The sequence below is a fragment of the Streptomyces sp. RGM 3693 genome, from assembly GCF_050471125.1.
Classification (GTDB): Bacteria; Actinomycetota; Actinomycetes; order Streptomycetales; family Streptomycetaceae; genus Streptomyces.
Genome location: NZ_JBMPPQ010000004.1, coordinates 504,488 through 527,156 on the forward strand (window position 1 = coordinate 504,488; position 22,669 = coordinate 527,156).

Genomic DNA, 22,669 nt, shown 5'->3' on the forward strand with positions numbered 1-22,669 from the left:
TCTCGTACGTGCCCTACTTCGACGCCGCCTCCACCGCTCCGCTGCATCCCGTCGCCCGGGAGGCCCTGCTCGCCGCGCTCGACGAGGGGTGGGCCGATCCGGCCCGCCTGTACCGCGAGGGGCGGCGGGCCCGGCTACTGCTGGACGCCGCGCGGGAGGCCGCCGCCGATGCCGTGGGATGTCGCCCCGACGAGCTGACGTTCACCCCTTCGGGGACGCATGCGGTGCATTCGGGCATCTTCGGCGTGCTGGCGGCCCGTCGGCGCGTCGGACGGCGGCTGGTGCACTCCGCCGTCGAGCACTCCGCCGTGCTGCACGCCGCGGAGGTGCACGCGGCGGCCGGCGGCACGGTGACGGAGGTTCCGGTGGACCGGACGGGCCGGGTGGCACCGGCCGCGTTGGCCGGGGCGCTCGGCGGGGACGCGGCGCTGGTGTGCCTGCAGTCCGCCAACCACGAGGTGGGCACCGCCCAGCCGGTGGAGGAGGTGGCCGCACACTGTCAGGAGGCCGGCGTGCCCCTGCTGGTGGACGCCGCGCAGTCGGTGCCGTGGGGGCCGGTGCCCGGTGCCTGGTCGGTGCTGACGGCGAGCGCGCACAAGTGGGGCGGGCCGCCCGGGGTGGGGCTGCTGGTGGTCCGTAAGGGGACCCGGTTCGCGCCCCAGGGGCCGCTGGACGAACGGGAGTCGGGGCGCAGCCCGGGCTTCGGGAACCTCCCGGCGGTGGTGGCCGCGGCGGCGTCGTTGCGTGCGCTGCGGGCCGCCGCGGAGAGCGGGCCGGACGAGGCGGCGCGGCTGCGGGGGCTGGTGGACCGGATCCGGGCCCGGGTGCCGGAGCTGGTGCCGGACGTGGAGGTGGTCGGCGATCCGGCGCGGCGGCTGCCGCACCTCGTCACCTTCTCCTGTCTCTATGTCGACGGGGAGGCCCTGTTGCACGAGCTGGACCGGGCCGGCTTCTCCGTTTCCTCCGGTTCGTCGTGTACGTCCAGCACCCTGACGCCGAGCCATGTGCTGCGCGCGATGGGCGTGCTGTCGGAGGGGAACGTCCGGATCTCGCTGCCGTACGGCACGGAGGCGGCGGACGTGGAGCGGTTCCTGACGGTGCTGCCAGAGGCGGTGCGGTCGGTGCGGGAACGGTTCGGGGTGCCGGCGGAGGAGCCGGCGCACCCGGCGGCGGAGGTGCCGGCGGAGGCCGTGCCAGAGGCGACGCCACCCGGTGTGGTGGTGGACGCGCTCGGCCGGCGCTGCCCGGTTCCGGTCATCGAACTGGCGAAGGCGATCGGCCGGGTGCCGGTCGGCGGCACGGTGACGGTGCTCTCCGATGACGCGGCGGCCCGGCAGGACATCCCCGCGTGGTGTGCGATGCGGGAGCAGGAGTACGTCGGTGAGGAACCCGCGGAACGCGGCGCCGCGTACGTGGTGCGGCGCCGCGTCTGAGGTGGGGCCCGGCGGTCAGAGCAGGTACTGCCGGACCTCGGCGGCGGCGTCGTGACCGTACGCCTTGGTGAAGCGGTCCATGAAGGGGCTGCGGTGCAGCTCGTACTCCTGGGTGCCGACGGTCTCGATGACGAGGGTGGCCAGCATGCAGCCAACCTGGGCGGCGCGCTCCAGGCCGACGCCCCAGGCCAGGCCGGACAGGAAGCCGGCCCGGAAGGCGTCGCCGACGCCGGTCGGGTCGGCCTTGACCTTCTCCTCGGGGACGCCGACCTCGATGTCCGGCTCGCCCACCCGCTGGATGCGGACGCCGTTGGAGCCGAGGGTGGTGACGCGGGTGCCGACCTTGGCGAGGATCTCCTCGGCGGTCCAGCCGGTCTTGGACTCGATGAGCCCCGCCTCGTACTCGTTGTTGAAGAGGTAGGTGGCGCCCTCCATGAGGAGGCGGATGTTCTCGCCGTCCATCCGGGCGATCTGCTGGGAGAAGTCGGCGGCGAAGGGGATCCCGCGGGTCCGGCACTCCTCGGTGTGCCGGATCATCGCCTCGGGGTCGTCCGCGCCGATCAGGACCAGGTCCAGGCCGCCGACCCGCTCGGCCACGGTCTGGAGTTCGATCAGCCGGGCCTCGCTCATGGCGCCGGTGTAGAAGGAGCCGAGCTGATTGTGGTCGGCGTCGGTGGTGCAGACGAAGCGGGCGGTGTGCAGGACCTCGGAGATGTGCACCGAGTGGGTGTCGACGCCGTGCCGGTCGAGCCAGGCGCGGTACTCCTCGAAGTCGGCGCCCGCGGCACCGACCAGAATCGGCCGGATGCCGAGCTGACCCATGCCGAAGCAGATGTTGGGGGCGACCCCGCCGCGGCGGACGTCGAGCTGGTCGACCAGGAAGGAGAGGGAGATCGTATGCAGTTGGTCGGCGACCAACTGGTCGGCGAAGCGGCCGGGGAAGGTCATCAGGTGGTCTGTGGCGATGGAGCCGGAGACTGCGATACGCACGACGGGTCTGCTCCTGCGGAGGGCGTGGAGTTGCGGACGGAGGGCAACGCTACCCGGCGAGGGGCCCGGCATCTGCCCATTCCTGGACACTTGGAAAAGTGAGAAATCATCTCATGATAGGGCGTTTCACCGATGGTGCGGGGGCGCCCCTTTCGCCGCACGCCCCGGGCTGTGAGGGCCGTCACAGGCGGCGCGGGGCGGCGGGGTGTCCGGCGCGCAGGGAACCGCATGCGCCCCCGTTCCGTCCCATCGGCGTCCACCCTGCCGGGTGGCACGTCAGATGACCGGCGGAGTGAAGGAGCGAAGCGGTGAGCACCGAGGACACCCCGGAGACCCAGGACATCCCCCAGGCCCCCCGACCCGGACGGCGCGGGCGGCGCACTCCCCTGGTGATCGCATCGGTGGCCGGCGCGGTGCTGGCGGTCGGGGGCGGCGCCGCGTACTGGGCCTCGTCCGCGTCCGGCGGCACCGATCAGGCCGGTGCGGCCGACGGCGGGCCGCCGCCGCTGGCACTGGACTCCGCGTCGATCGCGGTCGGCGAGCCCAGTCCGCACCACGACCAGTACCGCGTGGTGGGCAAGCTCCCCGAGGGCCCGCGGTCCGCGCCCGTGTACCGGCCCACGGGCGGAATCGACCAGTCCGCCGTGGAACGACTGGCGAAGGCATTGGACGTGGCCGGATCCGTGCGGTCGGACGGCAACTGGTGGACGGTCGGCACGCCGGGCCCCGACGGCCGGGGCACCACGCTGCGGGTCGCCAAGACGGGCGCCGGTAACTGGGTGTTCAGCCGGTTCGGCGGTGGGGACGGGACCAAGTGCCCGCTGACCGACGGCCGGCCGGGCTGCCCCTCGTACCGCGGCGGCACGGACGGCGGGGGCGGGGACGCCGGCGGTGGGGACGCCGGCAGCGGGCCGGCGTCCGAGACGAAGGCCCGGCAGGCGGTCCGGCCGGTGCTGGCGGCGCTCGGCCAGCCGGACGCCCGGCTCGACGCGCACCAGACGTACGCCGCGGTGCGGGTGGTGACCGCCGACCCGGTGATCGGCGGGCTGCCGACGTACGGTTGGCAGAGTCGGCTCCAGGTCGGTTCGGACGGGCAACTGGTGGGCGGCAGCGGCGAGTTGGCGAACCCGGCGAAGGGTGCGACCTACCCCGTCCGGGACGCCCGGACGACACTGGGCGACCTGAACGGCAGCGGCGGCCGGACGATGCGGCCGCTGGCCCACTGCCCCTCGGTGCCGACCTTCCAGCACAAGGACGGCAAGGCCCCCCAGGGCGGCGGGATCGCGCCGTGCGAGCCGGACCCGACCGGCAAGCAGCCGACCTCCGAGGTGACCGGCGCGGTCTTCGGGCTCGCCGCGCGGTACTCGCACGGCGGGGAGGTACTGGTGCCGTCCTGGCTGTACACGGTGCGCACGCCGGGCGCCGGGGGCGCGACGGCCAGCACCTCCACGATCGCCGGGACCGCGGTGGACCCGAAGTTCCTGCGCGCCAGCGAGCCGGCGGGGCCGAAGCCGTCCACGCCCGGGACGAGGGCGATGGCGCTGTCCGGCTACGAGGTGGCGGACGGCGGCCGGACGCTGACCGTCCACTTCTGGGGCGGGGTGTGCAGCACCTACGAGGCCGGCGTCCAGGAGTCGGGCAGCACGGTGCGGATCACGGTCACCGGGAAGGACAAGAACCCCGGGCAGATGTGCGTGAAGATCGCCAAGGACTTCAGCAAGACGGTGACGCTGGAGAAGCCGCTGGACGGCCGGAAGGTGGTGGACGCCACATCCGGCAAGACGGTCTCACTGCGGTAACCGCGCGGCAGGACGCGTGAAAGGCGGCACCCCCGGCCGGGAGTGCCGCCTTTCACGCGCCGTGGCCCGTGGGCCGGGCCGGATTAGCTGAAGGAGTCGCCGCAGGCGCAGGAGCCCGTGGCGTTCGGGTTGTCGATCGTGAAGCCCTGCTTCTCGATCGTGTCGACGAAGTCGATGGAGGCGCCGCCCAGGTAGGGAGCACTCATCCGGTCGGTGACGACCTTGACGCCGTCGAACTCCTTGACGACGTCGCCGTCGAGCGAACGCTCGTCGAAGAAGAGCTGGTAGCGCAGGCCCGAGCAGCCGCCGGGCTGGACCGCGACGCGCAGCGCGAGGTCGTCCCGGCCCTCCTGCTCCAGCAGGCTCTTGACCTTCGACGCGGCCGCGTCGGACAGGATGATGCCGTCGGTGACGGTGGTCTCGTCCTGAACGCTCATCTACATCTCTCCCGGGTTGTACGGACCGCTTGCCATCGGTTGCGAACAGGTCTAACCGGTGGCGTCCCGGATTAATTCCGGCTGCGCGTGATCTGTCCTTCTCTTTCTTCATGCTCGCACACCGGCGGGCGGACACCCCAGGCCCGGCCGGCGCCCGGAGCAGCCCGGGGGCCGCGCGGCTGATGCGTCACATCGACACTATGGCCATCGTCAAACTGACGTGAACCAGCTATGATAGATAGCGTCAAATAGACGAAAAGGCGGTGCCGCAGCGCATCCCGCCGTCCCCGCAGAGACCGTCCGCAAGGACTTTCCGCAGAGAAGAGAGGGTGCGTGTCGTGACCACCGCCCAGCCCCTGGACGTCCAGCCGACCCCGCTGGCGCTGCTCCTCCTCGGCCGCGAGGCCGACCCGAAGAGCGAGCGCGGCGTGGACTGCCCCGGTGACCTGCCGGCGCCCTCCGACCCGGACCTGGTCGAGCGCGCCCGCGCCGCCAAGGCCAAGCTGGGCGACAAGGTCTTCGTCCTCGGGCACCACTACCAGCGCGACGAGGTCATCGAGTTCGCGGACGTCACCGGCGACTCCTTCAAGCTCGCGCGGGACGCCGCGGCCCGGCCGGACGCCGAGTACATCGTCTTCTGCGGTGTGCACTTCATGGCCGAGTCGGCCGACATCCTCACCGGTGACGACCAGCAGGTGGTCCTCCCGGACCTGGCCGCGGGCTGCTCGATGGCCGACATGGCCACCGCCGAGCAGGTCGCCGAGTGCTGGGACGTGCTGACCGAGGCGGGCGTCGCCGAGCAGGTCGTGCCCGTCTCGTACATGAACTCCTCGGCGGACATCAAGGCGTTCACCGGCAAGCACGGGGGCACGATCTGCACCTCCTCCAACGCCAAGCGGGCGCTGGAGTGGGCCTTCGGGCAGGGGGACCCCTCGACCACCAAGGTCCTCTTCCTGCCGGATCAGCACCTGGGCCGCAACACCGCCGTGCGGGACATGGGCATGACCCTGGACGACTGCGTGGTCTACAACCCGCACAAGCCGAACGGCGGGCTGACCGCCGAGGAGCTGCGGGCGGCGAAGATGATCCTGTGGCGCGGCCACTGCTCGGTGCACGGCCGCTTCTCGCTGGACTCGGTGAACGACGTCCGTGCGCGCATACCGGGCGTGAACGTCCTGGTCCACCCCGAGTGCAAGCACGAGGTGGTGGCGGCGGCGGACTACGTCGGGTCGACCGAGTACATCATCAAGGCCCTGGAGGCTGCGCCGGCCGGCTCGAAGTGGGCGATCGGCACGGAGTTGAACCTCGTCCGGCGCCTGGCCAACCGCTTCGCGGCCGAGGACAAGGAGATCGTCTTCCTCGACAAGACGGTCTGCTTCTGCTCGACCATGAACCGCATCGACCTGCCGCACCTGGTGTGGACGCTGGAGTCGCTGGCGGACGGCAAGGTCGTCAACCGCATCCAGGTCGACGAGGAGACCGAGCGCTTCGCCAAGCTGGCGCTGGAGCGGATGCTGGCGCTGCCGTAGGGGCGTGGGGGCGTGCGGCCGTAGGGCCCTGGTGCCGTGACGCAGCGGGCGGGTGGTCCTCCGGGGGACCACCCGCCCGCTGCCCGCTAGTCGGTGTACTCGACCGTCACCGGCGCGGAGTTGTTCTCCTGGTTGGGGTCGACCACGGGGTCGGAGGGCGCGGAGACCGTGCCCCGGGCGCCGTCGACCCGCTTGTCGATGCGGACCACCAGGGTCGTGCCGTACGGGCCCCAGGAGCAGCTCGCGCCCCCATCGGCGGGCTGGCAGAAGGTCATCTCGCTGGGGTGGTCCTCGGGATGCGCCGGGGCCATGCTGACGCCCTCGGGCAGGGTCACCCGGACCGGACCGTCGCCGAAGTTGCGCGGCCACGGCACGTCGGTCTCGACCACCTCGCCGGCCTTGCCCTTGATGGCGAACCCGACCGCCTGGACGTCGTGGATCTGGTCGGTGTCGAAGGCCAGCGCGCCGCCCGCCATCTCGGCCTTCCAGTGCGCGGACGTCTGGAATGCGTCGCCACTGCCGTCCACCGGGCGGAGGCCCAGGGGGGCGCCGGTGCCCCGCACGGCCGAGGGCGGCAGCGGATGCGCATCGGAGAAGCCCTCGTCGAACCGGTCGTGGGCCCGGTACACGGTGTAGCTGAGCTTGCCGTGCATCGCGGTCGCGTCGGCCACCGCGGTGAGCGGCCCGGCGGTCTCGTACGCCGTGCCGCCCCGGAGCGGCCCGGGGAAGGTGCACTCCGCCCGGGTGGGCGCGACCGCCTTGTCGTAGCGGCAGTTGCGGTACTGCGGGCGCAGCGTGGCCTCGGTCGCGACGACCTTCACGAGGACGTCGTCGTCGACGTCGGTGTCCCCCCGGTTACCGAACGCGGGGGTCAGCGGCACCTCGGAGCCGGGCTTCACGCCGGTCAGCGGCTTGTCCTGGCGCGCGGTCAGGCGGGGCGCGCCGACCACGATGTCGGTGGTGCGCCGCACGGTCGGGGCGTTGTCGCTGGTGACGGTGATGTTCATGGGCCCGGCGGGGCCCTTCGGCGCGTCCGGCAGCACGTCCACCGTGAACGGCGTGAAGCCCGCGCCGAGTTCCACGTCCCCTATGGAGCAGGTGAGTTGGCCGCCGGACCGGACGCAGCCGTACCCCTTGTTCACCCAGCCGACCTTCGCCCTGCCGTTGAACGCCGAGAGGTCAAAGGCGACCTTGACGCCCCTGACGGCCACCGGGTCCCCACCGGGCGTCTTCCCGGTCGCCTGGAGGAAGAACTGGTACTCGGTGGGGCTGTCCTCCTGTCCCGCTCCGGTGGGCCGTGGGAGGTAGTACGTGCGCATCGCGCGGGTGATCGTCAGCCCGGGCCCCGAGGACCGCTGCGTCACCTCCGACGCCGGCCGTACCGGCACGGGGGTGGCCGGCTTCCCCGCGTCCGCGGCGGGCGGCGCGCCACAGGCGGCCGCTCCCCACGCCAGCACGGCCAACAGGACGGTGGCCTTCGGGCCGGACCGGGGGCGCCACGCACTCGCTTGTAATCCCTTCATGCGAGTCCAGACCACGCAACGACCCGAACGGTTGCACGATGCACGGAGGGTGCGCCGACCCGTTACCCGGCCTCGTCGTGGTCGCCGTCCGTGGTCGAGCGGTTCACGGCACGCATGTCGCGAACATGACAGCATGCGCGTGCGGTCACCGTGAGAGACCCCGTGACCAGCAGAAACAAGACTCGGCCCCCCTTCCTCTATTCCGATGTGGCGCGGGAACCTCATGACCACGGGAACCAGGGAAACCATCGGGCCTAACAGGGCACCGGGGTCAAGGTCATGGAGGCACACGGACGTGAACACCACAGCGGACGACCGGTCGGCGCCCTCGGCGACGGACGGAAACGGCAGCGGTGACTGGTACGTCGACGACCGGTGCACCAACTGCGATGTGGCGCGGCCGCACACCGCCGGGGCCAACGCGTACCTGCTGCGGCGGCCGGGCGGGACCCAGATGATGATCGACACCCCGCGCTACAGCGAGGCCCTGGCAACCCGCTTCGCAGCGGAGGGGACGGTGACCGACGTGCTGCTCACCCACCGGGACCACGCCGCGCACGGCCGCCGCTACGCCGACCGCTTCGGCGCCCGGCTGTGGATCCACGAGGGCGACCTGGACGCGGCCCCGGACGCGGACCGGGTACTGCGGGGCACGGGTCCCGAGGAGGTCGCCGAGGGGGTGGTGGTCCACCCGCTGCCCGGCCACACCCGGGGAAGCGTGCTCTACGTCGCGGACGAGCGGTACTGCTTCAGCGGCGACAGCTTCTACTGGTCGCGGGCCACCGGGGACGTCGAGGCGGCGGAGAGCGTCACCTGGTACTCCATCACCGAGCTGGCCGCGTCGCTGGCCCGGACCGCCGACCGGCTGCGCTTCGAGTGGCTGCTCCCCGGACACGGCAACCGCACCCGGCTGCCGGCGGCCGAAATGGCCCGGCGGATGCGGGAGTTGACGGCCCGGACGCAGTCCCTCCGGCCGCGGCCGGTGGACTTCACCGCGATGCGGTGGTGAACGGGGCCGGGACCAAGACGGCCTCCAAGTGGTGAGTGGGACGGGGCGGTGAGCGGGGCCGGTGAGACGGGAGCCCCCGCGGCCGTCGGGTGCGGTCGCGGGGGCTCCGTGGGGTTACGCGGTGCGGGTGGGCGTCACACCCCGGCCGGCTCCGGGGCCCGGTCGGCGTCCGCGGGGGCCGCGGTGTCGCTGTCCTTCCCGGCCCGCTTGGCCGCCTTCTTCTTCGCCCGGCGCTCCTTGCGGAGCTCGATGATCGCGTAGAGCGTCGGGACGAGGAGGAGGGTGAGCAGGGTGGAGGTGATCAGGCCGCCGATCACGACCACGGCCAGCGGCTGGGAGATGAAGCCGCCGTCGCCAGTGATGGACAGCGCCATCGGCAGCAGCGCCATGATCGTGGCCAGGGCCGTCATCAGGATCGGGCGGAGGCGGTGCCGGCCGCCCTCGATGACCGCTTCGACGACGCCGTAGCCCTGCGCCCGGTACTGGTTGATCAGGTCGATCAGCACGATGGCGTTGGTGACCACGATGCCGATCAGCATCAGCATGCCGATCATGGCCGGGACGCCCATCGGGGTGCCGGTGGCGACCAGCAGGCCGATCGCGCCGGTCGCCGCGAACGGGATCGAGATCAGCAGGATCAGCGGCTGGACGATCGAGCGGAAGGTGCCCACCAGGAGCAGGAAGACGATCGCGATGGCCGCCAGCATGGCCAGGCCGAGATTGCCGAACGCGTCGGACTGGTCCTGGGAGACGCCGCCGACGGTGGCGGTGGCGCCGGCCGGCAGCTTCAGCGCGTTGATCTTGCTCTGGAGCTGGGTGGAGACCGCGCCGGTGTTGTCGCCGGTCGGCTTGCCGGTGACGGTCGCCGAGCGGGCGCCGTCGATCCGGGTCATCTGGACCGGGCCGGCCACGGTCTTGACGGTGGCGAGGTCACCGAGCCGGGCCATCCCGGACGGGGTCGGCAGCGGCAGGTCCTTCAACTGGGCCTCGGTGGTGGCCGGGTGGGCCGACTTGATCACCACGTCGCGCTCGGTGTCGTCGAGCACGGCCTTGCCGCTGGGGGTGCCGTTGACCGCCTGGGCGACGGCCGCGCCGAGCGTGGCCTGGGTGTAACCGGCCGCGGCGGCCTTCTCGTTGGGCGTCACGGAGATCCGCGGCACGCTCTGCGACAGGTCGCTCTGGACGTCGGTGACGTGGTCCAGGCCCGCGACGGCCTTACGCACCTGCTCGCTGGCCCGCGCCAGGACGTCGGCGTCGCCGGCCTTGACGACCACGCTGAGGTTCTGGTTGCCGAAGCCGCCGCCGCCCGAGGAGACGGAGGCGTCACCGGCGGCCGGGCCGAGCTTGGCCAGCTCGGCACGGAGGTCCTCGGTGACCTTGTCGGAGTCGGCGGAGCTCTTGAGCTTGACCTGGTAGCTGGCCTGGTTGGCGGCGGAACCGCCACCGAAGGCCGCCATCATCCCGGAGGAGCCGACGGTGACCTGGTAGTCCTGCACGTCCTTGTTGGCCGCCAGCACCTTCTCGACCCGCTTGGCCTGTGCGTCGGCCGCGCTCAGGCTGGTGCCCGGCTTCAGCTCCTGCTTGATGCTGAGAGTGTCCTGCTTGCCCTGGTCGAAGAAGGTGGTCTTCACCAGCGGGGCCATGCCGAAGGTACCGAGGAGGATCACCACGGCGATCAGCAGGCTGATCGCGCGACGGCGGGTGGCGAACCGCAGCACCGGGACGTAGAGCCGCTGCAACGCGCTGCGGGTCTCCTTCTCCTCGGCCTTACGGCGCAGTTCCTCGGGGTCGGCGCCCTCCGGGAGCTGCGGGGCGCGCAGGAACCAGTACGACAGGACCGGCACCACGGTCAGCGAGACCAGCAGCGAGGACAGCAGGGCGACGGTGACGGTGATGGAGAAGGAACCGAAGAGGGCGCCGACCATCCCGCCGACCACACCGATCGGGAGGAAGACCGCGACCGTGGTGAGGGTGGAGGAGGTGATCGCGCCGGAGACCTCCTTGACGGCCTTGAGGATGGCCTCGCGGCGCTCCTCGCCGTAGCCCAGGTGCCGCTTGATGTTCTCCAGGACGACGATCGAGTCGTCGACGACCCGGCCGATCGCGATGGTCAGACCGCCCAGGGTGAGCATGTTCAGGGACAGGTTGCCGGTCCACAGCACGATCAGGGTGATGACCACGGACAGCGGGATGGAGACCGCGGTGACCAGGGTCGAGCGCAGGCTCAGCAGGAAGACCAGGATCACGATCACGGCCATGGCCAGGCCGAGCAGTCCCTCGGTGGTCAGCGACTCGATGGACTTGGAGACCTGCGGGCCCTGGTCGGAGGCGACGGTGACGCTCGCGCCGGCGCCCAGGTCCTTGCGGATGCCGTCCAGCTTGCCCTTGACGGCGTCGGAGATGGCGACCGCGCTGCCGTCCTGGTTCATCGTCACGGTGACCGAGAGGCTGGGCTTGCCGTCGGTGCGGGTGATCGAGGTCGGGGTGGCCGACGCCTCCTTGACGGTGGCGACGTCACCGAGCCGGGTCGGCTTGCCGCCCTGGCCGCCCTGACCGCCGCCCATCGCGCCGGCCGCCGGGGTCACCATCAGGTCCTTGATCTGCTGGACCGAGGTGAATCCGGCGCCGACCTGCACGGTCCTGCTGAGGCCGTCCTCGGAGAAGGCACCGGCCGGCACCGACGTGCCGTTGGCCTGGAGCGCCTGGCCGAGCGCGGCGGAGTTCAGGCCCGCGGCGGCCATCTTCGCCTGGTCCGGGGTGACCGCGACGATCCGGTCCTGCACGCCGCCGACGTTGACCTGGCCGACGCCGTCGATGTTCTTCAGGTCCGGGACGACGGTGCGGTTCAGCTGGTCGGCGAGGGTCTGCTGGTCCTTCGTCGTGGAGGAGACGGCGAGGACGACGGTGGGCAGGTCGTCCGTACCGCCGGAGACCACCTGCGGGTCCACGTCCTTGGGCAGCTTGGCCCGGGCCCGGTTGACGGCCTGCTGGACATCGGCGACGAGGGTCTTGGAGTCGTTGCCGTAGTCGAACTGCGCCATGATGACGCCGGAGCCCTCGCTCGACGTCGAGGTGACGCTCTTGATGCCGTTGACCGCCTGGATGCCGTTCTCCAGCGGCTCGACCACCTGCTTCTCGACGACATCGGGCGAGGCGCCCTGGTACGGGGCGATCACGGAGACCATCGGCAGGTCGATGGACGGCAGGAGCTGCTGCTTGAGCTGCGGGATCGCGATGGCGCCGAAAACGATCGCCACGATCGACATCAGCGCTATCAGGCCCCGTTGTACGAGGCTGATTCGGGACAGCCAGGACATGGGTAGGGGTCTCTCTCTTCGGTTCAGGAAAGCGGGTACCGAGGGCGGGGAACGGCGGCGGGAGCCGTGTTCGGGCCCGGCGGGAGGGCCGACACCGGCCCACCTACACCCTCCGCCATGGTCAGGCCGGTTTTCCTCGCTCGCAGGTCGGTTTCCGGCCGCCGCCCGTACCGCGTTCGGAGTACGGGGGGCTCCACCCGTCCTGCACCCCTGGGCGTACGGGCCCGGCCCGCGCTCAGTGCGCCCGCGGGCGCACCAGTCCCGACTCGTAGGCGATGACCACCAGTTGGGCCCGGTCGCGGGCGCCGAGCTTGGCCATCGCGCGGTTGACGTGCGTCTTGACGGTGAGCGGGCTGACGTCCAGCTGCTCGGCGATCTCGTCGTTGGACAGTCCGCCGGCCACCAGCACCAGCACCTCGCGCTCCCGGCCGGTGAGCGTGGCCAGCCGCTCGGTGCCCGCGCCGCCGCGCCGGTCCCCGTCCGCGCCGTCGCCCTGTGCCAGGAACCTGGCGATCAGGCCCTTGGTCGCGGCGGGCGAGAGCAGCGCCTCCCCGCCGGCCGCGATCCGGATCGCGTGCAGCAACTCGTCCGGCTCGGCGCCCTTGCCCAGGAAGCCACTGGCGCCGGCCCGCAGCGACTGCACGACGTAGTCATCGACCTCGAAGGTGGTGAGGATGACCACCCGGACGCCGGCCAGATCCGGGTCCTGGCTGATCAGGCGGGTGGCGGCCAGGCCGTCGGTGCCGGGCATCCGGATGTCCATCAGGACGACGTCGGGGCGCTCCTGGCGGGCCAGCTCGTACGCCTGCGCCCCGTCGGACGCCTCGCCCACCACCCGCATGTCCGGCTCGGAGTCGACCAGGATGCGGAACGCGCTGCGCAGCAGCGTCTGGTCGTCGGCCAGCAGCACTGTGATGGTCATCCCCGTCGCCCTCGCGCTCATGTCGTTCCGCCGATACGCGCGCCGCCCAGCGGCAGGGTGACCCGCACCTGGAAGCCACCCACCGCGCGGGGGCCGGTGACGACCGTGCCGCGCAGTGCCTGGACGCGTTCGCGCATCCCGATCAGACCATGGCCGCCGCCGACCTCCGGCACGGCCCCCTCCCCCGGGACGTCCGGCCCGGCGCCGCGGCCGTCGTCCTGGACGGTCACGGTCAGTGCGCCCTCGGTACGGATGATCCGCACCACGGCGCGGGCGCCGTCGCCGGCGTGCTTGTGGACGTTGGTCAGCGCCTCCTGGACGACCCGGTAGGCGGTCAGGTCCACCGAGGCGGGCAGCGCGGGCTGCGGTGCGGGCGGCAGTTCCAGGGCGACCGACAGGCCGGCCCGGACGAATCCGTCGATCAGCTGGTCCAGGACGCCGAGGCCGGGCGCCGGCTCGGTGGGCGCCCTCGGGTCGTCGGACTGGCGCAGCAGCCCGACCGTGGCGCGCAGCTCCTCCAGCGCCGACCGGGACGCCTCCCGGACGTGCGCCAGGGCCTGTTTGGCCTGGTCGGGGCGGTTGTCCATGACGTGTGAGGCGACCCCGGCCTGCACGTTGACCAGGGCGATGTGGTGGGCGACGACGTCGTGCAGTTCGCGGGCGATGCGCAACCTCTCCTCGGCGACCCGGCGGCCGGCCTCCTCCTCACGGGTGCGCTCGGCGCGTTCGGCCCGCTCGCGGATGGCGTCCACGTAGGCCCGGCGGCTGCGGACCGCGTCGCCGGCGGCCGCCGCCATCCCGGTCCAGGCGAGGATCGCCACGTTCTCCTGGGCGTACCAGGCGCGGTTCCCGAAGAACATCGCGGCGGCGGTCAGCACCACGCAGGTGAGCGCGCCGATCCGCCAGGTGGTGGGCCGGTCGGTGCGGGAGGCCACGGTGAACAGGGCGATCACCGCCGCGCCGGCGACCGGGGCGCGCGGGGCGCTGGACTGGGCGACCAGTTCGACGATGGTCAGCGCGCCGGTCACGGCCAGCACCGTGCGGGGCAGCCGGCGGCGCAGCACCAGCGCGCCGCAGGCGAGGGCGGCCAGCACCACCGTGATGGCGGTGAGCTCGTGGGCGGCGAACCGGGGCAGGTGCGTGCCGTGCGTGCCGTGCGGCCCGGCCACCGCCCCGCACAGGATCGCCACGAACACCACCGCCGCGACGGCGGCGTCGAACGCGAGCTGGTGCGTCCGGTGCCACTGGCGGAGCCGGGCGACACGGGTCGCGTCCTGGGCTGCAACGGGGACTGTCACGGGAGGCAACGGTAGCGCCCCGGTCCCCTTAAGGGGCCGGGGCGCTGTCCGTAGTGCGCTGGGGTGCGGTGTACCGGCGGGCTCAGCCCGGGATCAGACCGTCGTCGCTGAGCATCTCCCGGACCTCTTCCAGACTGGCGTCCGGGGCGGGCAGGATCAGCTCGGAGGGTTCCAGGGCATCGTCCGGCAACGGGGTGCCGAGGCGGCGGACGGAGTCCAGCAGGGCACCGAAGGTGCGGCGGAACCCGGCCTCGTCACCGCTCTCCATCTCGTCGAGCAGTTCGTCGTCCAGCTTGTTGAGCTCGATGAAGTGGGCGTCATCCAGCTTCACCTGCCCCTCCCCCATGATCCGTACGATCACGACGGTCTCCCTTGTTCCGACTTCTTCCAATCGGGCGGGGTCCGGGCGGCGGTGGACCGCACCGTGCGGAGCGGTCCACCGCCGTCGGTCACTGCTTGTCGAGACGCGGGTGCTGCTGCTGCGGGGCCTGCTGAGCGGCACCGCCCTGGCCGCCCTCGATGGCCTGCTGCTGGGCGGACGGGCCGCCCGCCAGCTCGGCCTTCATCCGCTGCAGCTCCAGCTCGACGTCGCTGCCGCCGGAGAGCCGGTCCAGCTCGGCGGTGATGTCGTCCTTGGCCATGCCGGTCGGGTCGTCCAGCGCGCCGGAGGCCATCAGTTCGTCGATGGCACCGGCCCGGGCCTGGAGCTGCGCGGTGCGGTCCTCGGCCCGCTGGATCGCCAGACCGACGTCGCCCATCTCCTCGGAGATGCCGGAGAACGCCTCGCCGATCCGGGTCTGCGCCTGGGCGGCCGTGTACGTGGCCTTGATCGTCTCCTTCTTCGTGCGGAAGGCGTCGACCTTGGCCTGGAGCCGCTGCGCGGCCAGCGTGAGCTTCTCCTCCTCGCCCTGGAGCGTCTGGTGCTGCGTCTCCAGGTCGGTGACCTGCTGCTGCAACGCGCTGCGCCGGGTCAGCGCCTCGCGGGCCAGGTCCTCGCGGCCGAGCGCCAGCGCCTTGCGGCCCTGGTCCTCCAGCTTGCTGGACTGGCCCTGGAGCTGGTTGAGCTGCAGCTCCAGGCGCTTGCGGGAGGTCGCCACGTCGGCGACGCCGCGGCGTACCTTCTGCAGCAGTTCGAGCTGCTTCTGGTACGAGTAGTCGAGGGTCTCGCGCGGGTCTTCAGCCCGGTCAAGGGCCTTGTTGGCCTTCGCGCGGAAGATCATCCCCATCCGCTTCATGACACCATCGCTCATGGGCCTCGCGCGCCCCCTTCTGGCCGACTTGCATCGGGCTTAGGCTCCAGCACATCTACAGACCCCACAGTACGGGCCCTGGTTCCATTACCGCACTGTTCGGGCCCGGATGCGCTCCTCCTCCAGGACGATCAGACCGTCCGGCTTCTCCAGCCCAGGGAGTAGAGCAGCCCCGAAGTGCCGCCGGACCGCCCGGTCTGTCCGCTTGTGCCCCCGCGGTAAGGCCGGTGCCGTTGCCGGATCGTTCCCCGTCGACCCATGGCTCATTCCCGGCAAGCACGTACTCTTGGGTGTTGTGTTCCGAAGCCGTTCGAAGGATGAGCGGGCCGCGACCGCCAAGGTGACCGCGTCCCAGCCCCAGCAGCCCCGCGACCCGCAGGCCCCCAAAGGCCGCCCGACGCCCAAGCGCAGCGACTCCCAGTCGCAGCGCCGCACCCGTGCGCAGACACCGAGCAACCGCAAGGACGCCGCGAAGGCGCAGCGGGAGGCCCGCCGCGCCGACATGGCCCGCCAGCGCGAGGCCCTGGCCAACGGCGATGAGCGCTTCCTCCCAGTGCGCGACAAGGGACCGGTGCGTCGTTTCGCCCGGGACTACGTCGACTCCCGGTGGTGCGTGGCGGAGTTCTTCCTGCCGGTGGCCGTGTTGATCCTGGTGCTGACCATGATCCGGGTCCCGCAGATCCAGAACCTCGCACTGCTGCTGTGGCTGGTGATCATCGTGCTGATCGTGCTGGACTCGGTGGTGATCTGGGTCCGGCTGGGCAAGCGACTGCAGGAGCGCTTCCCCAAGGAGAACGTCAAGGGCGCCCGCGCCTACGCCGTGATGCGCACGCTCCAGATGCGCCGGCTGCGGCTGCCGAAGCCGCAGGTCAAGCGCGGCCAGCGGCCCTGAGCCCGGACGGCTTACGGGCGGGGGCCGGCGGCGCCGGCCCCCGCCGCGCCTCACTCCTCGTCGGCGTGCAGGCTCATCGGCCCGGGGTAGATCTCCGTGCTGTCCTCGAACAGCCGGACCTGGTCGACGCCGCCGTCGCGGAGGTCGCGCCACTGTTCCCCGATCCAGGACTCGGCGTCCCCCTGGGTCGTGAACTCCTCCGGTTCCACGGTGGGCACCGCCTCCGAACCGTCCGTCGTCTCGAACCGCCACGTCCACGCCATGTGCGCCTCCTGGAGTCCCACCGGGTCCGCCGGGTCCACCGATCCCACGCGCGTACGCCGGGGACCCGCCGTACGCCGTGCCTGTGGATCGTGCTTCCCCGCTTGATCGGAAGCCTAACGGCCGTGTCGAGGGGCGCCCCGGCCCGCTCCGGAAGCCCAACGGCGGTGCCGGGGAGACGCCCCCGTGCGCTTCGGAAGCCCAACGGCGGTGTCACCCGACGCCCCGCCGCGCTGGTGCAGGCCGGACGCGAGAGACTTACCCGGGTGGACCTGACTCTTCTCGGTACCGGGGCCCCGCAGGGCCTGCCGCGCCCCGACTGTCCGTGCGCCGCCTGTGCGACCGCGGTCGGCGACGCGGCGCGCGCGGCGACCGCCCTGCTCATCGACGGCGCGCTGTTGATCGACCTGACCCCGGGCCCGGCGTTCGCCGCCGCCCGCGCCGGCCGGTCACTGGCCGGGGTCCGCCAGGTCCTGCTCTCCCATCCGCACGACGGGCCGGCGCTGGAGGTGCCGGCGGGGCTGCCGCAGCCGGGCCGGGTCGCCGACGGGCGGGAACTCGCGCTGCTGGACGGGCACCGGGTGCGGGCCGTCGCGGTCGACGTCCCCGGCACCGGCTACGAGGTCACCGGCGGCGACGGCGAGCGGCTGCTCTACCTGCCGCCGGGCGCGGCACCCGCCGGGCTGGGCGAGGCCCACGGCGGCCCCGGCAACGGGTCCGCGGCGCCGGGCGGCCCCGGACCGTACGACCTGGTGCTGCTGGACGTGGTGGCGCGGCCGGACGCGCTGGCCCGGCTGCGGGCGAGCGGCGCGGTGGACGCGGCGACCGACGTGGTCGCGGTGCACCTGGACCACACCGTGCCGCCCGGGCCCGAACTCCACCGCCGGCTGGCGGCGCTGGGCGCCCGCACGACGCCGGACGGCACCTCCCTGGTGGTCGGCGAGTACCACGCGGTGCCCGATCTCCCGCGCCGGACGCTGGTGCTGGGCGGGGCGCGCAGCGGTAAGTCGGTGGAGGCCGAGCGACGGCTGCTGGCGTTCCCCGAGGTGGTGTACGTGGCCACCGGCGGCACCCGGGAGGGGGACGAGGACTGGGCGCAGCGGGTGGCGCTGCACCGCGAGCGGCGCCCGGCGGGCTGGCGGACCGTCGAGAGCTGTGACCTGGTGCCGCTGCTGGCGGAGCCCGCGACCGCGCCGCCGCTGCTCATCGACTGCCTGGCCCTGTGGCTGACGCACGCCATGGACGAGGCCGGGGCGTGGGACGACGCGACCTGGGAGGCGGGCGGCCGGCGGGCGCTGCGGGAGCGCTGCGACGCGCTGGTGACGGCTGTGCGGGAGACCCGGCGGCGGGTGGTGGCGGTGAGCAATGAGGTCGGTTCGGGGGTGGTCCCGGCGACCCCGGCGGGCCGCCGGTTCCGGGACGAACTCGGTCGGCTGAACGCCGCGTTCGGTACCGAGTGCGAGCAGCTACTGTGGGTGGTCGCGGGCCAGGCGCTTGCGCTGCGCGGCTGACGGCGGCCCGGCGCGGCCCGTGTCCGCTTGCCCGGGGGCACCGCGGCGGGTGCGCTGGGACGGTGACCGAACTCTCCCGTCATGACGGGCATCCCTTCCTCTTCCCGCTGCCTCGCGCCGGGTGCCCCGGTCCGGGCGGTCCCGGCGAGCTGAGCGCCACCGCCGAGGCGGCCGTCCGCGGCTATCTGGCACGCCGGCCGGACGCCACCGTGGTGGTGCTCGGCGAGGGCCTGGGGACCGGCTTCCGGCGGCTGGACAACGGGCTGCTGACCTGGCTGTCGGTGCTGCCGCCCGGGGACGCGGCGGCCCGCCGGCTGCTGCTGCCGGACGGCCCCCGGTGGCGCACCGTGGGCCGCCCGGGACCCGGCGCCGACTGGCCGGCGATGGTGGACGCACCGGAGCGCGGGGTGGTCGTGGCGGTGCCCGGGACGCCCGCGGGTCTGTCGGCGGGCGCGGTGCGGGAGCTGGTGGCGGTGTGTGCGGCGCGGTTCCCCGGCGGGGCGCTGGTCGTGGACGCGCTACCCCGGTGGGCGGCGGCGGTGGCCCGGTCGGCCCGTCGCCACCCGGCCGTCGCCGCGGTGCGCGCCCTCCCCCTGTCGGTGGGCCGCCCGCCAGCCGGCCGGTCCCGCCGGTGGCGGCGGTGGCCGTCGCGGACGGTGGTGTGCGAGGTGCGGTTCGCGGCCCGGGACGCCGTCTGACGAACCGTCGGCGGTGTCGGCCGGGGCCCGTGGCGCACCCGTCGCCGCGCCGTTGCCGGTAATCTGCGCCCAATGAGCGCCCTGAACCTCGATGACTTCGCCCAACTGATCGAGCGCCCCGACGGCGATGTGCGCCGTGCCGCCGAGGACCGGCGGGCCCGGACGGCCGTGCCGCCCGGCGCCCTGGGGCGGCTGGACGAACTGGGCGGGTGGCTGGCCGCCGTACAGCAGCGGGTGCCGGTGCGGCCCGTCGAGCGGCCGCGGGTGCTGCTGTTCGCCGGCGACCACGGCGTGGCGCAGCTGGGCGTCTCGGCCCGGCCGGCCGGTGGCACCAAGGACCTGGTGCGGGCCGTCCTGGACGGGGCGAGCCCGGCGGCGGTGCTGGCGCGCGATGCCGGGGTGCCGGTGCGGGTGGTGGACATGGCGGTGGACTGCGATCCGGCGGAGCTGCCGGACGAGGTCACCCGGCACCGCGTCCGCCGGGGTTCGGGGCGGATCGACATCGAGGACGCACTGACCGCCGAGGAGGCCGAGGCGGCGTTCCGGGCCGGTATGGCGGTCGCCGACGAGGAAGCGGACGCCGGTACCGACCTGGTCGTCCTGGGCGATCTGAGCGTGGGCGGCACCACCGCCGCGGGCACCTTGATCGCCGCGCTGTGCGGGACGGACGCCTCGGTCGTCACCGGGCGGGGCGGCCGGCCGATCGACGATCTGACCTGGATGCGCAAGTGCGCCGCGATCCGGGACGCGTTGCGCCGGGCCCGGCCGGTCCTGGGCGACCAGTTGGCGCTGCTGGCGACCGTCGGTGGCGCCGACCTGACCGCGACCACCGGCTTCCTGCTGCAGAGTGCGGTGCGCCGTACCCCGGTGATCCTGGACGGCGTGGTGTCCGCGGCCTGTGCCCTGGTGGCGCAGCGGGCGGCGTTCCGGGCGCCGGACTGGTGGGTGGCCGGGCAGGCGAGCGGGGAACCGGCCCAGGCCAAGGCGTTGGACCGGATCGCACTCAACCCTCTGCTCGATCACGGCGTCACAGCGGGCGAGGGGACCGGGGCCCTGCTGGCCCTGCCGTTGGTACGGGCGGCGGCCGCCCTGGCCGCGGAGCTTCCGGTGCACGACTGAAGTCACCGGACGCGCCCGCGCACCGCCCGTCCGTGACCGCACCACACCGGTCCGGCGACGGCTCCCCATAAGATCGCGTTTTGCACGTTTTTATCGGGAGACATCGCTTTGAGTCCGGAGGAAGAGCGCCCCCACGACCGATGGGCGCGGCGCGGCGCCGCGTTCGGGATCTGGTACCTGCGCGCCGTCACCTTCATCAACGTCCTCGGGGCGGTGTGGGTGTCGTTGGGCAACGACATCCGGCGCCACAACGCCGCGGACTTCTTCACGCCGTACCTGCTCACCGCGGGGTTCGCCTCGGGTGCCTTCTCGCTGTTCCTGGCGGTGACACTGCGGCGCCGGAAACGGGCGGCGTGGATCCTGAACCTGGTGCTGTCCGGGCTGTTCCTGGCCCTGGTGGCCGTGGTGATGGTGCTCGCCCCGGAGTACCGGACGCATCCGCAGAACTGGGTGTCGCTGACGCTGACGCTGCTGTTCACGGCGTCCCTTGTGGTCGGGCGGCGGGAGTTCTACGCCAAGGGCGACCGGGCCAACCCGAAGCTGGCGGTGCTGACCGCGGGCGGCGGGCTGCTGGTCACCTCCCTGCTGGCGGCGCTGCTGGTGACGGTCACCAACGACGCCCCCGGTGCAGGCACCGGCTCCACTGGAGCGGCTACCGCCGCGCAGTCCGCTGGCGCCTCGACCTTCGGTGAGCGCTGGCGGTACGGCCTGCTGCGGCTGGTGTCGCTGGCCGCCGACGACCGCGGGTTCCCCGGGATCGCCACCCCGAACTGGGTCAACGGCACGATCAACGTGCTCAGCGCGGCGCTGTTGGTGGCGGTGTTGTGGGCGGCGTTCCGGTCGGTGCGGAGCACTGATCCGATCACCGCGGAGGACGAGGAGCGGTTGCGGGGGCTGTTGGCGCGGCAGGGCGACCGGGATTCGTTGGGGTATTTCGCGTTGCGGCGGGACAAGAGTGCGGTGTTCTCGCCCAGTGGGAAGGCCGCGGTGACGTACCGGGTGGTGGGTGGGGTGTCGTTGGCCTCCGCCGATCCGTTGGGCGATCCGGAGGCGTGGCCGGGGGCGATCGAGCGGTGGTTGGCCGAGGCCCGGGAGCACGGCTGGGCGCCGGCGGTGATGGGCGCGAGCGAGGAGGGCGGCACGATCTACGCCCGGCACGGGCTGGACGCGTGGGAATTGGGCGACGAGGCGATCGTCGAATGCGCGGAGTTCACGTTGGCCGGCCGGGCCATGCGTACCGTGCGGCAGGCGTACCACCGCATCGAGCGGGCCGGCTACACGGTGCGCATCCGGCGGCACGAGGACATCCCCGCGCAGGAGATGGCGCGGCTGGTGCGGCTGGCGGACGACTGGCGCGACGGGGACACCGAGCGGGGCTTCTCGATGGCGCTGGGCCGGCTGGGCGACCCCGCGGACGGCCGGTGCGTGATGCTCGAATGCACCGATGCCGAGGGCGAGTTGCGGGCCGTGTTGAGCTTCGTGCCCTGGGGGGCGAAGGGGCTGTCGCTGGATCTGATGCGGCGGGACCGGGATTCGGACAACGGGCTCATGGAGTTCATGGTGCTGGAGCTGATCCAGCGGGCGGGCGAGGTGGGGATCACTCAGCTCTCGCTCAACTTCGCGATGTTCCGCTCCGTCTTCGAACGGGGGTCGCGGCTCGGCGCGGGCCCGGTGCTACGCCTGTGGCGCTCCTTGCTCGGCTTCTTCTCCCGGTGGTGGCAAATCGAATCGCTCTATCGCGCCAACGCGAAATACCGACCCGTCTGGGAACCCCGGTACATGCTCTTCGAGAAGAGCACCGATGTGCTGCGGATCGGCATCGCCGCGGCCCGCGCCGAAGGCTTCCTCGAAGCGCCAGGTCTGCCGAAGTGGCTGAACCGCAAGCATTTGGAGCACGGGAGATGAGCGAGCCCGGGGGGAGACGGGGGACGGTGCCCGCCCTGCGGCGCGCCGCGCGTACCGAGTGGGGCCCGCTCCTGCGGACCGTGTGGCCGACGTTGGTGGGACGCCGACTCCGGGCGATACCGCTGACCCTGTCAGCGGTCTGCCTGACGCTGACCTTCCACTTCGTGCAGAACCAGTCCTGGGGCTACCGGCCCGTCCAGGACATCGGCTCGGTCCAGGCGTACGAGCACTTGTGGTTGGCGCTGCTGCGGACCCCGCTGTCGCTGTTCGTGCCGGCGCTGGACCTGCCGGTGTGGGGCGCGCTGGTGCAGATCCTGGTGGTGTTCGGGGTCGCCGAGATCTGCCTCGGCCGGTGGCAGACGCTGCTGGTCGCCTACACGGCCACGCTCGCCGGGACGATGTACGCCCGGATCGGCCTGTGGATCGGCCCGGACAGCCCGATCGGGCTGCCGGACTCCGACAAGTTCGTGGTCGACACCGGCCCGTCGGCGGCGGTGGTCGGCCTGGCGGTGGTCGTCTGCTGGCGCTACCGGGCTCGTTTCACCTGCGTCGGGGTGGTCGTCGCGATGCTCGTCGAGGTGGCGTTCATCAAGAACAACCTGGCGGGCAAGGAGCATGTCGCGGCGCTGCTGGTGGTGCTGGCGCTGTGCGTGGTGTGGGACTGGTGGCGGCCGCGGAAGCCGTGGGACGTCCAGTACGCCCGGGGCCGGGACCGGCCCTGGTGAGCGGTCCGGGCGGGCGCGTCCGCCGCGTGGCCGCCCCGGGTACCCTGCCGC

At 72.8% G+C, this 22,669-nt stretch carries 19 protein-coding genes; 10 read left to right on the forward strand and 9 right to left on the reverse strand.

All coding sequences use genetic code 11. The features are described 5' to 3' along the window. Positions 1–8 precede the first annotated feature (8 nt). Complete coding sequence (locus ACO0M4_RS38425) at positions 9–1,433, forward strand: cysteine desulfurase/sulfurtransferase TusA family protein (RefSeq protein ID WP_430375774.1); 1,425 nt, start codon at positions 9–11, stop codon at positions 1,431–1,433. Positions 1,434–1,448: 15 nt separating this feature from the next. On the opposite strand, the gene ACO0M4_RS38430 is transcribed toward ACO0M4_RS38425, so the two are convergent. Then, positions 1,449–2,423, reverse strand: coding sequence for a carbohydrate kinase family protein (locus ACO0M4_RS38430; RefSeq protein WP_430375775.1), 975 nt, complete (start codon positions 2,421–2,423; stop codon positions 1,449–1,451). A 308-nt stretch (positions 2,424–2,731) separates the two neighbouring features. On the opposite strand from ACO0M4_RS38430, the gene ACO0M4_RS38435 reads away from it, so the two are divergent. Beyond that, positions 2,732–4,222, forward strand: a complete 1,491-nt coding sequence (locus tag ACO0M4_RS38435; RefSeq protein WP_430375776.1) for a hypothetical protein — start codon at positions 2,732–2,734, stop codon at positions 4,220–4,222. A gap of 83 nt (positions 4,223–4,305) precedes the next feature. Here the strand turns inward: ACO0M4_RS38435 and erpA are convergent, their stop codons facing one another. After that, positions 4,306–4,659 (reverse strand): iron-sulfur cluster insertion protein ErpA, encoded by a 354-nt coding sequence (gene erpA, locus ACO0M4_RS38440; RefSeq protein WP_018539634.1) that lies wholly within the window; start codon positions 4,657–4,659, stop codon positions 4,306–4,308. A 329-nt stretch (positions 4,660–4,988) separates the two neighbouring features. On the opposite strand from erpA, the gene nadA reads away from it, so the two are divergent. Beyond that, positions 4,989–6,188: a quinolinate synthase NadA gene (gene nadA, locus ACO0M4_RS38445; protein ID WP_430375777.1), complete on the forward strand. Its 1,200-nt coding sequence runs from the start codon at positions 4,989–4,991 to the stop codon at positions 6,186–6,188. Positions 6,189–6,274: 86 nt separating this feature from the next. On the opposite strand, the gene ACO0M4_RS38450 is transcribed toward nadA, so the two are convergent. Further along, complete coding sequence (locus tag ACO0M4_RS38450) at positions 6,275–7,711, reverse strand: hypothetical protein (RefSeq protein WP_430375778.1); 1,437 nt, start codon at positions 7,709–7,711, stop codon at positions 6,275–6,277. Positions 7,712–8,006: 295 nt separating this feature from the next. On the opposite strand from ACO0M4_RS38450, the gene ACO0M4_RS38455 reads away from it, so the two are divergent. Beyond that, positions 8,007–8,720: an MBL fold metallo-hydrolase gene (locus ACO0M4_RS38455; protein WP_430375779.1), complete on the forward strand. Its 714-nt coding sequence runs from the start codon at positions 8,007–8,009 to the stop codon at positions 8,718–8,720. Positions 8,721–8,854: 134 nt separating this feature from the next. Here ACO0M4_RS38455 and ACO0M4_RS38460 read toward each other — a convergent pair whose 3' ends face one another. The 5 genes from ACO0M4_RS38460 to ACO0M4_RS38480 form a co-directional block, all read right to left on the reverse strand. Continuing rightward, on the reverse strand, positions 8,855–12,037 hold the full coding sequence (locus ACO0M4_RS38460; RefSeq protein WP_430375780.1) for an efflux RND transporter permease subunit: 3,183 nt from the start codon (positions 12,035–12,037) through the stop codon (positions 8,855–8,857). 235 nt (positions 12,038–12,272) lie between these two features. Next, entirely contained in the window at positions 12,273–12,959 is a 687-nt protein-coding gene (locus tag ACO0M4_RS38465) for a response regulator (protein ID WP_430375781.1), read from the reverse strand. Between the two features lie 17 nt (positions 12,960–12,976). Further along, positions 12,977–14,257 (reverse strand): sensor histidine kinase, encoded by a 1,281-nt coding sequence (locus ACO0M4_RS38470; protein ID WP_430375782.1) that lies wholly within the window; start codon positions 14,255–14,257, stop codon positions 12,977–12,979. Between the two features lie 82 nt (positions 14,258–14,339). Beyond that, complete coding sequence (gene pspAA, locus ACO0M4_RS38475; protein ID WP_430375783.1) at positions 14,340–14,618, reverse strand: PspA-associated protein PspAA; 279 nt, start codon at positions 14,616–14,618, stop codon at positions 14,340–14,342. Between the two features lie 88 nt (positions 14,619–14,706). Further along, complete coding sequence (locus ACO0M4_RS38480; RefSeq protein ID WP_430376060.1) at positions 14,707–15,492, reverse strand: PspA/IM30 family protein; 786 nt, start codon at positions 15,490–15,492, stop codon at positions 14,707–14,709. Positions 15,493–15,802: 310 nt separating this feature from the next. Between ACO0M4_RS38480 and ACO0M4_RS38485 the strand changes: the two genes are divergently transcribed. Continuing rightward, positions 15,803–16,399: a DUF3043 domain-containing protein gene (locus tag ACO0M4_RS38485; RefSeq protein WP_430375784.1), complete on the forward strand. Its 597-nt coding sequence runs from the start codon at positions 15,803–15,805 to the stop codon at positions 16,397–16,399. 50 nt (positions 16,400–16,449) lie between these two features. On the opposite strand, the gene ACO0M4_RS38490 is transcribed toward ACO0M4_RS38485, so the two are convergent. Then, on the reverse strand, positions 16,450–16,662 hold the full coding sequence (locus ACO0M4_RS38490; protein ID WP_430375785.1) for a hypothetical protein: 213 nt from the start codon (positions 16,660–16,662) through the stop codon (positions 16,450–16,452). Between the two features lie 264 nt (positions 16,663–16,926). Here ACO0M4_RS38490 and ACO0M4_RS38495 point away from each other — a divergent pair, with 264 nt between their 5' ends. From ACO0M4_RS38495 to ACO0M4_RS38515, 5 genes are all read left to right on the forward strand, one after another. Continuing rightward, positions 16,927–18,171, forward strand: a complete 1,245-nt coding sequence (locus tag ACO0M4_RS38495; RefSeq protein WP_430375786.1) for a bifunctional adenosylcobinamide kinase/adenosylcobinamide-phosphate guanylyltransferase — start codon at positions 16,927–16,929, stop codon at positions 18,169–18,171. Positions 18,172–18,233: 62 nt separating this feature from the next. Next, positions 18,234–18,869 (forward strand): class I SAM-dependent methyltransferase, encoded by a 636-nt coding sequence (locus ACO0M4_RS38500; protein WP_430375787.1) that lies wholly within the window; start codon positions 18,234–18,236, stop codon positions 18,867–18,869. A 72-nt stretch (positions 18,870–18,941) separates the two neighbouring features. Further along, on the forward strand, positions 18,942–19,988 hold the full coding sequence (cobT, locus tag ACO0M4_RS38505; protein WP_430375788.1) for a nicotinate-nucleotide--dimethylbenzimidazole phosphoribosyltransferase: 1,047 nt from the start codon (positions 18,942–18,944) through the stop codon (positions 19,986–19,988). A gap of 108 nt (positions 19,989–20,096) precedes the next feature. Beyond that, on the forward strand, positions 20,097–21,893 hold the full coding sequence (locus ACO0M4_RS38510) for a phosphatidylglycerol lysyltransferase domain-containing protein (protein ID WP_430375789.1): 1,797 nt from the start codon (positions 20,097–20,099) through the stop codon (positions 21,891–21,893). After that, a complete protein-coding gene (locus tag ACO0M4_RS38515) occupies positions 21,890–22,618 on the forward strand; it encodes a hypothetical protein (protein ID WP_430375790.1) in 729 nt (242 codons plus the stop codon). The genes ACO0M4_RS38510 and ACO0M4_RS38515 overlap by 4 nt, the downstream gene beginning before the upstream one ends. Positions 22,619–22,669: the final 51 nt, after the last annotated feature.